Below are 15,136 nucleotides of genomic sequence, written 5' to 3' on the forward strand. Positions count from 1 at the left end.
CGCCCTTTACAACAGCCAGAGTACGCCTACGCTCACCAACGTGACTATCGCAGGTAACGGCGGCGAGCGGGCGGCCAGCCTTAACACCCGCAACAGCCACCTGACCATCCGCAACTCGGTGATCTGGGCCAACCAGGGGCAGACCCTGGACCAGAACGCCACCATCAGCCACAGCATTGTGGAGGGCGGCTACGCCGGCGTAGGGAACCTGAATACGAATCCGCGCTTTGTGCAGCAGGCGCTCTACGAGCAGGCGCCTTCGCTGTTGGGCGACTACCGCTTGCAGGTGAACTCACCGGCCATCAACGCGGGCGATAACGCGCTGGTGGACTGGGAGCAGGACCTGGACGGCAAGGCCCGTAGGTACAGCGGCGGGACGGTGGATATGGGCGCCTACGAATTTGAAGGCAGCCGCAGTGGGGGCCTGATTATCAGCGTGAAGACCGGTAACTGGGAAGATGCCTCTACCTGGGATGCAGGTCGGGTGCCGCAAGCGGGCGATCAGGTAATTCTGGATGCCGGACACACCGTTAGCATCAATGCTAACGCCACGGCCCTGTCCATCGAATACCGGACCAATGCTCAGCTGCAGTTTGTGGGTGTGGCCAGTAGCCTGGCTATCGGAGAGTAAGGAGGCAGAAACTTGGTAACCTGTTTTTGTACCCTGATTTATAGATAGTAAAACAAGAAAGCCGATCCTGAATCAGGGTCGGCTTTCTACGTTATGTAGTAGTTTTACTGGTTGTTAGAGCGGGCGAGCCCGCCAACTATTTTGGTTTTCAACAGTAGGTAAGCCCAATTACCGGAACCGCTCCTGTTTAGAAAACGTATTTATTCTCCTGAATCAGGACATCAGCCAAACGGCGGCGGGCTTCTTTGGAATTAAAAGGTTCTACTTTGGTAAAACGCTTTAAGCCCATCAGCATCACCCGCAGTTCATCGCCCTCGGCAAAGCTGGTGATGGCTGAACGCCCGGCATTGTTTACCTTTTGTACGGCCTCCTGCAGGTACACCAGCGCTATGTCTTTCTGTAGAGCCGTAGCGGCCTCTCCCTGCCTGCCTATCAATTTCTCCACGCGCAGCAGGACCGATTCGGCTACGTAGGTCTCGATGGCCATATCGGCCAGATCCATAATTACCTCCTGCTCTTCGGAGAGTTTCATCATGAACTTCTGTACGGCTGCACCAGCCACCATCAGCACTGCCTTTTTCAGATTTCGGATCACCTTTTTTTCAGCGGTGAACAGCGTGTCTTCCTCCTCGGCTCCAAAGTCCGGAATAGACATGATCTCTTTGGAAACCGCCATGGCCGGTCCCATCAGATCCAGCTGACCTTTCATGGCGCGCTTCAGGATCATGTCCACGGTGAGCAGGCGGTTGATCTCGTTGGTACCTTCAAAGATCCGGTTGATGCGGCTGTCGCGGTAGGCCCGGTCCATGGGGGCATCGGCTGAGTAGCCCATACCGCCGTAAACCTGCACACCCTCGTCTACTACGTAGTCCAGTACCTCCGAGCCGTGTACCTTCATCATGGCGCATTCAATGGCAAATTCTTCCAGCGCTTTCAGTTTCGCTTCAGAATCGCCCATTCCCTGCTCCTTGAAGTCAATTATCAAATCGTCAATATTCTGACCGGCGCGGTAGGCTGCCGACTCGGAGGCATAAATTTTGACGGCCATTTCGGCCAATTTATGCTTGATAGCGCCAAAGTGGGCGATAGCCGTCCCAAACTGCTTTCGCTCATTGGCGTAGTTAACGGCCTGTTCGGCTACTTTTTTAGCACCGCCCAGTGTAGCCGCTGCCAGCTTGATCCGACCTATATTCAGGATATTTACCGCAATTTTAAACCCGTTGCCCCGCTCCGACAGCAGATTTTCGACGGGTACTTTACAATCGTTAAAGAATATCTGACGCGTATCGGAGCCTTTGATACCCATCTTGTGCTCGGGCTCGTTCATGGTAATTCCACCAAAGTCTTTCTCTACGATAAAGGCCGACAGATTTTTATCAACCTGTCCCGAACCATCGTCTATTTTGGCAAATACAATGTATATATCGGCAAAGCCACCATTGGTAATCCACATTTTTTGCCCGTTAATGACATAGTGGGTTCCGTTTTCGGTTAGCCTGGCGCGTGACTTGGCCGCATTGGCATCCGAACCCGAATCAGGTTCAGTAAGACAGTAGGCGGCTTTCCATTCGCCCGAAGCGAGCTTAGGCAGGTACTTTGATTTCTGCGCTTCGTTGCCGTAGTAAAGTATGGGCAAAGTACCTATACCGGTATGCGCCGACAACGCTACCGAGAAAGCATTACCCGCACCGGTGGCTTCAGCTACCAGCATGGAAGTATTAAAATTCATCCCAAACCCACCGTATTCTTCGGGAACGGCGGTGCCTAATATACCCAGGTTGCCGGCCTTATTCAGCAGGGAGGCCATCAGCTCGGGCGTGCGGGCCTTGTCAATTTCCTCAATGCGCGGCCAGACTTCCGTACGCAAGAAATCCCGGCAGGTTTCGGCAATCATCTGCTGCTCTTCCGTAAAATCTTCCGGGATAAATACCTGTGAGGCTTCGGTTTCTTTAATCAAAAACTCGCCGCCTTTGATTGATGCTTTATTATCAATTGTTACTGCCATTGTATCTTAGAGGTTTTCGAGTGGTAGTTACTAATTACCCGTATGCCTGCATACTACTATAAGGTACGCAAATATAACTCAAGAAATAATATTATGCAAGCATACTATCTGCAAAGAAAAGAGTTTTATCCGGCTGATTACGTAGGTGAAAATTCGCAGGAGAATTTATCGTTTTACTACTCTGAATAGCTTCACCAGCTCTCCGTTTTCTTCCAGCCGAATAAAGTATACGCCCGGAGAAAGCGTGAAATCACTGAGGTCGAGCTGAGCGATTCCATCGTAAACCGTAACCTTTTGGGACGATACCGGAATACGTTGTCCGCTGACGGTCACGAGTGTAAAACTATACTGCGAAGCGGCAGTACCTTCCGGAAGCTTTATATTGAATACGCGTTCAAAAGGATTGGGATACGCCTGCCAGTCGGTCAAACTTCGGGCTATATTCAGGGAGTCGCCCGCTGCAATACTGAATGGCAGCGTAGTAGTAAGTACCAGAGAGTCCTGATGAAAAGCCGTAGCGGTCAGGGTGTAGCGGCCAACGTAGGGAGCAAAACCACCATTCTCCTGAAACAGTGCGTAAGGAAACTTCGTGGCTTTTGACTCATACCGATAAGGGCCGGTCAGCTGAAAATTGACCCGGTCAAATTCAAAATTTCCGTAGGCGTAGATATTAAGCAGCGCAGGCAGGGAGTCGACCAGCAGCACCTCCTCCTTCTTTAAAGACTGCAATTTTTTCCGGTCGATAGGGCGCCCGGACTGCAGCAGGTCAAAAGTCAGATAAGGCACCTCTACTTTCAGGAGAAACGGGGTATCAATGTAGCTTCCGCCATTATCATAGGCCCGAATTATGAGCCGGTAGTCGGCTTCTTCGGTAGGCGTACCCGAAAATTCATTAAGAGAAAAAGAGAGCCAGGTAGGCAGATTTTGTACGGTAATCAGGGAAATATACCCATCACCGTCGCTGAATAAATCAGGAGGTAGCCGGTAGGCAAAAGGTTCGTTGACCTTGGCATACTTGACCGGAAGAGTCCGGGATAAGTAGGGTGGATTGTTGATGAATTGAGGCTCTACTACCTGTATTACAAAGAAGGTTTCCACAAATGCCTTTAAGTCATCATAGGCTTTGACAAAGATACGGTACTCGCCGGTAGTCGTAGGGAAGCCTTTAAACTCGCCGTTCTGGAAGGTAAGCCAGGCGGGCATACCGCTGGCTTCAATGGAAGTAATGCTACCGTCAGTATCAACGAAGGCTTCTTTGGGGAGTTTAAAACTGAACGATTCGTTTACCTTGATAACCAGCTTTGGAAAATTTTCTCTTACCGTGGGTGGCTGATTGGCGTTTTCGCGGGTGTCAATACGAATCGTAAAAAAAGCTTCTCCGGCCCCTCCCTCATCATCAATTCCTTTAACCAGGATACGGGTATCCCCCAGTACATCGGACCGGCCTTTGATTTCACCGTTTTCAAACCGTAGCCAGGCAGGCAGGTTAGGTACTTCTACTTTTACCACCTGCCCGTCCGCATCCGCAAAAGTAGTGGTGGGTATCTTGAAGGAAAAATCACGCCCTACGGCTGCAATACGCATCGGTAGCGGATTGAGCAGGTAAGGAGGATTATTAGCGGCCGCTTTCCAGTATTCCTCCGTGAACAAATCCTCGACCAGCTTTACGTATACCGGCTTAGGAGCGCCTCCATTGCGGGCCAGTTTTTTCCAGTTAGGATAAGCTACATCATAAACTCCTTTGTCGAGCGCCCGGGACAGCAGATAAGAGGTGGTATCTTTAGGTACTATGGGCTCCAGCGGAACATTGACCCATTTCCGGGAAGAGTTAATAATTACCTCGCGCATAGCCTGGATGTGGGCGGGGGTAGACATAACAAAAGCTATGAGCTTGGCTCCATTCTGAAAACACTCGTCTATTTGCTCATAGTACTCAAAGTAGGGTTTGTAGGAGTCATAAAATACCTCGTTCATGACCCATTTACCAGCCGGGGTATTACTCCGGATAATATCCATAGTATAGAGATGGTCGTAGGTTTCCAGATCGTGTATCTTGGTGCCGTCGGCGTGCTCGGCCAGATCATGAAAACCCAGCGTACCCCTTAGTCCGCTTTCGCGGTCCATAACGGAGCCAAACTCATTGATGTACTTTATACCCGGATCAACTGATTTGATTACCCGGATCATCCGGTCGTTGTAGGTTTTAAGTACCTCATGCCGGTAGATGTACCAATCCTTCCCCCAGCGCCCAAAGAAAGAATCCTGCGGTTCCCAGGGGTTTACGGGAGCATACACATCTTTAAAAGCCTTGAACTCGGTACCCCACAACAGGTTCAGCCGAACGATTTTCTTGTATTTATTCTGTGCCCATTCGCCGAAACCTTTAACCGAGGCTTCGGAATAATCAAAGAGAGAAGCGTACATATTCTGGTACTCACCGCCCACTGGTATGTTGGTGTGGTGATAGCCCAGTTCCTGCGTAGGAGTATTTACTACGGATACATAAATAAGCTGCTTCTGTTCCTGCAGGTACTTGTAGCGATTGGTAACTTCACGAACAAAATTTTCAGCCATCTGTACCGACGGCTGGTGATGAAAACTAAAATGGGTGTAGTTATAGATTTCACGCAGAGGAAACTTCTTAAAGTCCTTGGCCGAATTATCCACGGTCCAGAAGTTTGGGAGGTAGGAGGTGTTGCGGCCCACGAATATCCGGATACCTACCTTCATTCCCAGTTGGGTAGCCAGTTTTATCTGGTTATCGGTCTTTGACCAGTCGCCCGGGTCATTGGGCGAGCGGCGGTATACCTTGTCCCAGTATACCGTAAGTACTACCGAGTTCATGCCGGCTTCTTTGGCCTGACGAATGATGTCAAGCTCATAATCAAGCTCCTCGGCAAGATTTAACAGTAGCAAAGCAAAATACCGCTGCTTCTCATCATCTTCAGAGCGTTTTTCTGCTTTTGTCGTCAGGGGAAGGCTAAAAAACAGAAGCAGAAGCAACATACACTTCAGCATTTCGCCCACGGGAGAAAAAGCCTTACCCTTAACCCAAAAACTCATATACCCGCCGTACTTCATACGTTATGGTTTAATGCTTCAACGAAAATATCGTCCAGGCCTGTACCTTTATTTTTTAGACAGAAAATTCTTCCATTACCCTGGTCCACTCCTGCATTCCCTCCTGATTGCCAAAACGCATGGCCCGCTGTTGAGCCAGTTCATGGTTGTAGGCCGATGCGTTGTGCTGCCAATAAAACATAGTATCAACCAATTTATCTATATTCAGGTTTGGTACAAGGGTACCTATTTCGGGTGAAATAAATTCCGCAGGTCCCCCACAATCAAACGCTACTACCGGCTTGCCCAACCGGGCGGCTTCCACCATTACCAATCCGAAAGATTCCTGTCTGGAAGCGATAACCAGTCCGTCGGCGGCCGCCAGGTAGCTGTAGTAGTCTTTATTCTTAGAGCCTATTAAATGTATTTTTACATTGGAAATGGCCCGACATCTGTTTTCGACATAGTATACCAGGCCCGAATCCAGTAAGTTTCCCATCCAGACCACATGTACATTCTGGCCCTGTATTCGGGAGGCGATATCCGGCAATAAACCAAATCCTTTCAGGTCACTGCTTACCCCCGAAAAAATCCAGACAAAATCATCCGGGCCGGCTCCCCATTCGGCCCGGGCGGCGGCTATACCAGCCGCTGAGGGTGCAATTTTGTCTAAATCTACGAAGGAATATACCCTTCGAACTTTTTTTGCCCCGGCTTCCCGGAGCCTTTGGCAAGCTATATCAGAACAGCCAATCAGTAGGGCGGAATCTTCAACCATTGATCTAAAGTCGGATTTGCCAGTATAGCTAAAGGCTTCCGTTAATTCATGCACATGCGTTATAAAAGGTATGTGTAGTTCCTTGGCTACTGCTACAGCTTCCGGCAACATGATGGTATTTATGTACCAGACATCAGCCTTAAAATTATTTTGAATCTGTTTTAAGCAGGCTTTTGTTGGGTTTCTGCCCGCCCAGTAGGAGGCTTTTTGCCACAAATTATAGTTTAGCGGGGCCAGAAAAACAGGAACGTCAGCAGGTACCTCCTGAAGCAATTCCCCCTGCGCAAAGCACACTAAGCCCGCCTGAAATTTTTCCCGATCCAGACTTTTGAGGATGTACAATAGCATCATTTCTGATCCTGTACGCCCGGCATAAGGGGTAAGGAACAAAATGCGGAGACGTTGTTTTTTCATTGAACAGTGAGGAGATCTATATTTTCAGAGGGCTTGATCTTGTAAAAGTACCTTTGGTCAAGTACCATTTTTGGGAAGTATTTTAAAATAACCCCTGTTTTCCGGGTAAAAATTACCTGGGTCCTTAATTCGGCCAGCGGGTTACCATGCTTTTTTAAGTTGATGAGCATCTTCCAGACAAAAATGGTGGGAATCATAAAGATATAAGAAAAAATAAGTCCTAAATAGGCTGGTAATCCGTATTGCTTTCGTATCCAGAGAAAATTGGACACCTGCATCTGTGTATTAAATCTGTTTATCCAGGATATATTTGTGCGGCGAAAAGGATTGTTGTTTTCTAAATGGATAAAAGAAAGGTCCTCAAAATAGCGCAGGGTACCTAATTTCCCCAGCCTGCCCGACCACTCCACATCTTCGCCATACATAAAAAAGTCTTCATCAAACCCGCCGGTACGCTCAAAAGCTTCGCGCCGTAACAGTAAAAAAGCACCCGACAACCATTCCCTGTTCCCGTTACGTTTATAGTCGCTGATGGGGTAAAGTTTATCCATCAGCTTCTGTACCGCCGGACCGGGAGGCAAAATAAAGAGCGTCTGACGAAGTTCGTTAAAGCTTCCCCACAGGGGTGCCTCGTTGCCTTGTGCATCAATTTGCCGCAAACTACATGCCACTACCTCAGTTTGCCGGTCCATGCGTTCTACACAGCGCTTAATTACATTATCCACCAGCAGCGTGTCCGCATTCAGCAAAAGAAAGTACCGCCCCTTCGCCCTTTTCATACCCTCGTTATTGGCGCGTCCAAAGCCTGCGTTGTAGGACATATCTACCCAGTGTACTTCCGGAAACTGGCTACGGATTGTCGTTCCTCCTCCCTGCGGCGGGTCATTGTCGACTATTATTATTTCAAAGCTAACACCCGTTGTATGCTGATAAATGGAGGACAGACAATTTAGGATAAGTTGAGTTGTGTGGTAATTTATAATTATAATGGAAACATCCATATATATGATAGCTCATTTGAAGGGGCAAAAATAGTAAAACTCCGAGGAAGTCTTTCAACCGCCCCGGAGTTTTACGTAAGGAGTTATCACAAAAAACGGTTAGTTCAGTAGCTCATAGATCCCGGCTACCCCCTGTCCACCGCCAACGCAGGCCGTTACGAGGCCGTATTTCTGGTTGCGGCGGCGCATTTCGTTAAAAAGCTGCACCGACAGGCGCGCCCCCGTCGACCCCAAAGCGTGCCCAATGGCAATGGCACCTCCGTTGGGATTAACTATCTCCGGATCAAGGTCCAGGCCGCGGATAACGGCCAGGGTCTGGGCGGCAAAAGCTTCGTTCAGCTCTACCTGCTCAATGTCCGACATCTGGAGTCCCGCCTGCTTCAGAGCCTTGGGTACTGCTTCCAGCGGCCCTATTCCCATAATACGCGGATCCACCCCCGCCGTAGCGTAGGACATCATGCGCGCAACGGGCTTCAGACCCAGTTCATTCACCATCCGCTCCGACATGACTAGTACAAAAGCGGCTCCATCGGAGGTTTGAGAGGAGTTACCGGCCGTAATGCTTCCACCAGCGGCAAACACCGGACGCAACCGCGCCAGGGCTTCCACGGTGGTATCTGCCCGCGGGCCTTCGTCTTTTTTGACTACATAGTCTTTGGTTTTCTTTTTGCCGGTAGCTTCGTCAAAGTAGGTTTCCTTTACCGTAACAGGTACTATTTCCTCGTCAAACTTTCCGTCGCGCTGCGCAGCCAGTACCTTCTGGTGCGACTGGTAGGAAAACTGGTCCTGGTCTTCGCGGCTGATAGTAAATTCCTTGGCTACCTGCTCGGCCGTAAGGCCCATGCTGAGGTAGTACTCCGGATTGCTGTGGGCAATTTCGTAATTTAAAGCAGTACGCCAGCCCATAACCGGTACCAGCGACATGGACTCGGCCCCACCGGCAATAATACAGTCAGATACGCCGGCGTGGATTTTGGAAGCCGCAATGGCTATGGCCTCAACCCCTGACCCGCAGTAGCGGTTGATGGTCATACCGGACACACTCTCCGGCAGCGACAGCAGGGATATAAACCGCCCCATCTGCATGCCCTGCTCGGCCTCAGGTACCGCATTTCCTACGATAACGTCATCTACGCGGGCCGGATCGAGCTGGGGTACTTGTCCCATCATGTACTTAATCACGTCGGCCCCCAGATCGTCAGGGCGGGTAAAACGGAAACCACCCTTGGAGGCTTTTCCTACGGCCGTACGGTAGCCGGCTACAATATATGCGTTCATAACTTTACAGAGATTTAGTCAGTTTTGATTAGTAGTATGCAGGCATACTATCTGTAAAAGTAGTAATTTATTTAAAAACAAAAAACCGCCGGTGGGTTGTTCCCGGCGGTTATATTAATCAGGAATGACTACTTGTGGTGTAGCTTTTATAATTGGCTGGTGGAAGCGGCCGTGTTAGCTACAGAGGTGCTTTTGGGCATGGCAATCCAGAAGGCGATGTAAATAATCACAACTGGCAGGGGCAGTGGTATAAAAATCGCCAGTACCAGCAAGACCCGGATAATGGCTACGTCTACACCGAAATAATCGGCTAAACCTGAGGCTACACCTGCTATTACCTTCTGATTCATGTTGCGGAATAATCTGTTATTGTTCATGGCTATGTCTGTTTTTGTTGTTATTGTTGAATCAAAGGTACTATGCAATACCAAGTAGACATAGCGCAATGGGATAAACGGTCTTTGGCCCGGAAGAAAGGCCCGTTTTAGTGGGTAAACAGAGCAGGGTTTTCGCTTAGCGTCCGAATATATAGAAGCAGATGGCTACGTGCATAACCAGCGTCAGGATCAGCGACAACGGGCGGATGAAAAGGCGACCGACCGTACTTAACCTATAATAGCAGTAACCCGACAGCAGAAAGTAAGGCAGTGGCATGAGGTACAGCGCCCATAGGGGCAGGTTTATTACTTTATACGCCACCAGAAGCATCGGGACTATGTACAAAAAAATAGCTACCCGCGACAGCGTCAGATACGGGCGGTCGCCCGGTTCCAGCTCATTCGTATTCATAATTGGCCAGAGGCTCCTTCTCCTCTTTATTAAGTACCCGGTTCAGGCGTTTCATATCCAGTTCGTTTTCATTGCGCGCTATCCAGACCGTAGCTACGGTATTCCCGATGGTGTTGGTAATGGCCCGGGCTTCGGACATGAACCGATCCACGCCCAGCAGCAGCGCCAGTCCCTCCACGGGTATTACCTCAATGGCCGTCAGGGTAGAGGCCAGTACTATAAAGCCACTGCCCGTAACACCCGCCGCGCCTTTGGAAGTGACCATCAGAATACCTATAATGGTCAGCTCCTGCGCCAGCGTGAGATCCACGTGGAATACCTGCGCCAGAAAAATGGTAGCCATAGAGAGATAAATAGTCGTACCGTCCAGGTTGAAGGAGTACCCCGCCGGTATCACCAGCCCTACTACCGAGCGCGAGCAGCCCAGGTTTTCCAGTTTATCCATGATCAGCGGCAGCACCGACTCCGACGACGAAGTACCCAGCACGATCAGGAGTTCTTCCTTTATATATTTCAGGAGTTGCCAAAGGCTTATTTTGTAGTAGCGCAGAATCAGGTTGAGTATCACAAAAATAAACAGGAACATGGTCAGGTACACCGTCACCATCAGCTTCCCCAGCGGTAGCAGGGCCGCCAGTCCGTAGGTACCTATAGTGTAGGCCATACCCCCGAAAGCACCCAGCGGGGCCAGCTTCATGACTATATTCAGGATATTAAAAAATACTTTACCCAGCCGGTCAAAGGTCATAATGAGGCTGTGGCCTTTTTCGCCCATGTGCGCGAGGCCAATCCCAAAAAACACCGAGAACACCAGTACCTGCAGAATTTCCCCCTCCGCAAAAGCCTGCACCGCATTGCTGGGTACACTATGCATCAGGAAATCGACCCAATTCATAGACTTGCCCTGCTCGGCGTAGCGGTTTACGGTGTCGGAGCTCGCCACCTGAGCTACCACTCCGTCGCCCGGGCGCAGCCAGTTGGCCACTACCAGCCCTATCACCAGGGCCGCCGTAGTCACTACCTCAAAGTACAGCAGCGCTTTGCCTCCTACCCTGCCTACTTTTTTCAGATCACCCATATTACTAATCCCTAACACGATGGTCAGAAAAATAATGGGGGCAATTACCATCTTGATCAGGTTAATGAAGAGGTCGCCCAGGGGCCTCATCCGGCTGGCCAGTTCAGGAGCAAACTGTCCCAGCAAAACACCAAGTACAATGGCTACCAGGACCCGAAAGGTAAGATTGTTGTAAATTTTCTTCATAAGTAGACGGTCCGGGCTTACAGAAATGATAAAGGCATGCGTTAAATAACAGCAGCAGGTCAACTTACTTCTACCACTAATGACAAATATAGCACGGCAAACGGAACGATCCTGACACTACCGGTACTTTACAAACGATTTCGCAGCTCTAGTATGAAGTACCTGACGGGTTTGGGGTGACCTGCTCCCGCAGTATACGGCCTTTTTGCCATTCTTACCGGCTGGCACCAGTATTATAAAAATCTTGTTATTAAACTGGTAGTAAAAAATTAACTTTGCATTTGTAAACCTGAGCTCTGCCATTCTGACACTTGCAAAGTAGTGGCTTACTATTTTCCAAAGTAAAAACTACATCCAATTTTTAAACATAAAGGTTATTTGTTAACGTTAGTACTCCCTATTTGTCAGGAAATTAGAGACCTACGTGTAACAATTGACGATTAACGCCTTAGTACGAATCATGATAAATTTATTCTCGAAGCTATTTGGTACAAAGTCTGAGCGGGATTTGAAGGATCTGACTCCTTATGTGGGGAAGATCAACGCAGAGTATGCCAAGTTAGCTTCTCTTTCGCACGATGAATTGCGGGCCAAATCAGCCGAGCTGAAAGCGTATATTAGTGAAAGCCTCAAATCTATTGATGATCAGATCGCCCAGCTACGACAGCAGGCCGAAGACGAACCCGATGTAGATTCCAAAGAAACTATCTTCAAGCAAATTGACGCCCTGGAGCTAGATCGCAATAAAGAACTCGAAAAAGTACTGATGGAAATTCTGCCCACGGGATTCGCCATCGTAAAGGATACTGCACGCCGGTTTAAGGAAAATGAGAGGCTGGAGGTTACGGCTTCTTACTTTGACCGGGAAATAGCTACTAAAAAATCACACATCGTCATTGAAGGCGACAAAGCCTACTGGAACAGTACCTGGAATGTGATTGGCCACCCCATCAAATGGAACATGCTGCACTACGATGTGCAGCTGATTGGTGGACTGGTACTGCACCAGGGTAAAATTGCGGAGATGGCTACGGGGGAAGGTAAAACGCTGGTAGCTACCCTACCGGCTTTCCTGAACGCGCTGGCCGGCCAGGGGGTACATATCGTAACCGTTAACGATTACCTCGCCAAACGCGATGCCGAATGGAACGCGCCCCTGTTTGAATTCCACGGTATGAGTGTTGACTGCATTGACCGGCACCAGCCCAATACCCTGGCGCGCCGTAATGCCTACAAAGCTGACCTTACGTACGGTACCAACAACGAATTTGGCTTTGACTACCTGCGCGATAATATGTCACGGAGTACCGAAGAACTGGTACAGCGCAAGCACCACTTCGCCATGGTGGATGAAGTAGACTCCGTTCTGATTGACGACGCCCGTACCCCGCTTATCATTAGCGGACCGGTACCACGCGGCGACGAGCAGGAGTACATGGAACTGAAGCCCCGCGTAGGACGCATTGTGGAAGCGCAGAAGAAGCTGGCTATGGACCTGCTCAACGAAGCCAAGCGTAAAATAGCCGCCGGTGATAAAAAAGAAGGAGGTCTGGCGTTGTTCCGGGTGTTCCGGGGTGTGCCCAAGTACAAGCCCCTCATCAAGTTCCTGAGTGAGTCGGGTATGAAAGCCCTGATGCAGGAAACGGAGAGTATCTACCTGGCCGAAAACCAGAAGCTGATGCCCGAAGCCGACGCCCCGCTGTACTTCACAATCGACGAGCGCCACAACAGCATTGAGCTTACCGAAAAAGGAATTGACTTCCTGACGGGCGAATCAGAAGAATCAAACTTCTTCATTCTGCCTGACATAGCGGTTGACCTCAATGCTATCGAAAAAGATACTACTGTTACCGAGCAGGAGCGTATTCTGAAAAAAGAAGCTCTTATCCGTGATTATTCGGTCAAAACAGCCCGTATCCATACGGTTAATCAGCTCCTGAAAGCCTATACGCTTTTTGAGAAAGATACCGAATATGTGCTTATGGATGGTAAGGTGAAGATTGTGGACGAGCAAACGGGCCGGATCATGGAAGGCCGCCGCTACTCGGACGGTCTGCACCAGGCCATTGAAGCCAAAGAAAACGTAAAGGTCGAGGACGCTACCCAGACTTACGCCACCGTTACGCTACAGAACTACTTCCGGATGTACCACAAGCTGGCCGGTATGACCGGTACGGCCGAAACGGAAGCGGGCGAATTCTGGCAGATTTATAAGCTGGACGTTGTGTCTATCCCGACCAACGTACCTATAACCCGTAAGGACGAGGAAGATAAAGTGTATCGCTCGGTCCGGGAAAAATACAACGCCGTTGCCGACGAGATCGTGGAGCTGGTAGAAGCCGGTCGGCCGGTTCTGGTCGGTACTACCTCCGTCGAAAACTCGGAGATTATCAGCCGGATGCTGACCCTGCGCAAGATTCCGCATCAAGTACTTAACGCCAAGCAGCACCAGCGCGAGGCCGAAGTAGTAGCCGGAGCCGGTAACCCGGGCACGGTTACCATTGCCACCAACATGGCCGGGCGGGGTACTGATATCAAACTCACGTCCGAAGCCAAGGCATCGGGTGGTCTGGCCATTATCGGTACCGAGCGCCACGAAAGCCGCCGGGTCGACCGCCAGTTGCGCGGACGTTCGGGACGCCAGGGTGACCCCGGCTCATCGCAGTTCTTTGTATCACTGGAAGATAACCTGATGCGTCTGTTCGGCTCTGACCGCATGGCTAAGGTCATGGACCGCATGGGACTCGAGGAAGGAGAAGTTATTCAGCACAGCATGATTACCAAGTCCATCGAGCGCGCCCAGAAAAAAGTAGAGGAAAACAACTTTGGTATCCGGAAGCGCCTGCTCGAGTACGACGACGTGATGAACTACCAGCGCGACGCCATTTACCGCCGCCGTCGCAATGCCCTGTTCGGAGACCGCCTGGCTGTTGATATTGCCAATACCTTGTACGATGTGTGCGAAGAATTGATAAGCAACACAACCGGAAGCTTCGACGAACTGGAACTGGCCACTCTGACTACGCTGGGAATGGAAGCACCCTTCAGTAAGGAAGACTACGCTCGCTTCAAAGAGCCCGAAAGAGTGCAACGCCTGTATGCCGCCGCTGAGAAGCACTACCAGGAGAAAAACCAGACCATTGCTGACCGGGCGTTACCGGTACTCAGGTCTATCTACGCGGAGCGTGGTGCCACCATCACCGAAATCATGATTCCTTTCTCCGACGGTTTGCGTCAGACGGGGGTAGTAGTAAACCTGAAAAAAGCCATCGATAACGAAGGAAAAGAGATTGTTCGGGAGATGGAAAAAGCCATTGTGCTTTCGCTTATTGACCAGGAGTGGAAAGAGCACCTCCGGGAGATGGACGACCTGAAGCAGTCGGTACAGAACGCGGTATTTGAGCAGAAAGACCCCCTGTTGATTTACAAATTTGAATCGGTGGAGCTTTTCAAACGCTTCCTGAGCAAAGTAAACTTTGACATGATCTCGTTTCTAGCGAAGGCCGACATCCCGCAGGAGCAGGCTTCACCCCAGCAGGTACAACAGCCGGTGCGGCGTCCGGAACCCGCTCCTACTCTGCAAACCAGCCGTGAAGAACACTTTGACGGAGAGTCGCCGGACGGCGGTGGCCCCAACGAGTACGCCCGTCAGATGGATTCTACCACGCGTAAAGAACCGGTACGTTCCATCAAGATTGCCGACCGCAATCAAAAAGTAACGGTACAGTACCGCGACGGACGGGTACTACGCGATGTAAAATATAAAAAGGTTGAACAGGACGTAGAAAGCGGTCACTGTGTAGTGATCGAGTAAGGCATTACCATCAACCATTACTAAAAGCCCCACTATAACCTGTTGGTATAAGTGGGGCTTTTGCTTGTACGGGAATTTGTCAGAAGTTGTTTGATACTGCTA

General features: G+C 50.0%; 10 protein-coding genes. 2 read left to right on the forward strand and 8 right to left on the reverse strand.

The annotated features are described in order from the left end of the window. Positions 1-631 (forward strand): choice-of-anchor Q domain-containing protein (locus tag VGN67_RS12295; RefSeq protein ID WP_327487135.1); only part of this gene is annotated, 631 nt, incomplete at its 5' end. Positions 632-818: 187 nt separating this feature from the next. Here VGN67_RS12295 and VGN67_RS12300 read toward each other — a convergent pair. From VGN67_RS12300 to VGN67_RS12335, 8 genes are all read right to left on the reverse strand, one after another. Then, on the reverse strand, positions 819-2,636 hold the full coding sequence (locus tag VGN67_RS12300; RefSeq protein WP_327487136.1) for an acyl-CoA dehydrogenase family protein: 1,818 nt from the start codon (positions 2,634-2,636) through the stop codon (positions 819-821). 165 nt (positions 2,637-2,801) lie between these two features. Continuing rightward, the gene (locus tag VGN67_RS12305) at positions 2,802-5,699 is read right to left on the reverse strand and encodes a putative Ig domain-containing protein (protein WP_327487137.1); all 2,898 of its coding nucleotides are present in this window, start codon (positions 5,697-5,699) and stop codon (positions 2,802-2,804) included. Positions 5,700-5,772: 73 nt separating this feature from the next. Next, complete coding sequence (locus VGN67_RS12310) at positions 5,773-6,888, reverse strand: glycosyltransferase family 4 protein (protein ID WP_327487138.1); 1,116 nt, start codon at positions 6,886-6,888, stop codon at positions 5,773-5,775. Continuing rightward, positions 6,885-7,889: a glycosyltransferase family 2 protein gene (locus VGN67_RS12315; RefSeq protein ID WP_327487139.1), complete on the reverse strand. Its 1,005-nt coding sequence runs from the start codon at positions 7,887-7,889 to the stop codon at positions 6,885-6,887. The genes VGN67_RS12310 and VGN67_RS12315 overlap by 4 nt, the downstream gene beginning before the upstream one ends. A 99-nt stretch (positions 7,890-7,988) precedes the next feature. Then, positions 7,989-9,167, reverse strand: a complete 1,179-nt coding sequence (locus VGN67_RS12320) for an acetyl-CoA C-acyltransferase (protein ID WP_327487140.1) — start codon at positions 9,165-9,167, stop codon at positions 7,989-7,991. 146 nt (positions 9,168-9,313) lie between these two features. After that, a complete protein-coding gene (locus tag VGN67_RS12325; RefSeq protein WP_327487141.1) occupies positions 9,314-9,544 on the reverse strand; it encodes a PspC domain-containing protein in 231 nt (76 codons plus the stop codon). A gap of 136 nt (positions 9,545-9,680) precedes the next feature. After that, entirely contained in the window at positions 9,681-9,956 is a 276-nt protein-coding gene (locus tag VGN67_RS12330; protein ID WP_327487142.1) for a hypothetical protein, read from the reverse strand. After that, on the reverse strand, positions 9,943-11,220 hold the full coding sequence (locus tag VGN67_RS12335) for a dicarboxylate/amino acid:cation symporter (RefSeq protein WP_327487143.1): 1,278 nt from the start codon (positions 11,218-11,220) through the stop codon (positions 9,943-9,945). The genes VGN67_RS12330 and VGN67_RS12335 overlap by 14 nt, the downstream gene beginning before the upstream one ends. A 460-nt stretch (positions 11,221-11,680) precedes the next feature. Here VGN67_RS12335 and secA point away from each other — a divergent pair, with 460 nt between their 5' ends. After that, positions 11,681-15,034 (forward strand): preprotein translocase subunit SecA, encoded by a 3,354-nt coding sequence (gene secA, locus VGN67_RS12340; RefSeq protein WP_327487144.1) that lies wholly within the window; start codon positions 11,681-11,683, stop codon positions 15,032-15,034. The last annotated feature ends 102 nt before the right edge of the window (positions 15,035-15,136 follow it).

Source organism: Telluribacter sp. (genome assembly GCF_035998675.1).
Classification (GTDB): Bacteria; Bacteroidota; Bacteroidia; order Cytophagales; family Spirosomataceae; genus Telluribacter.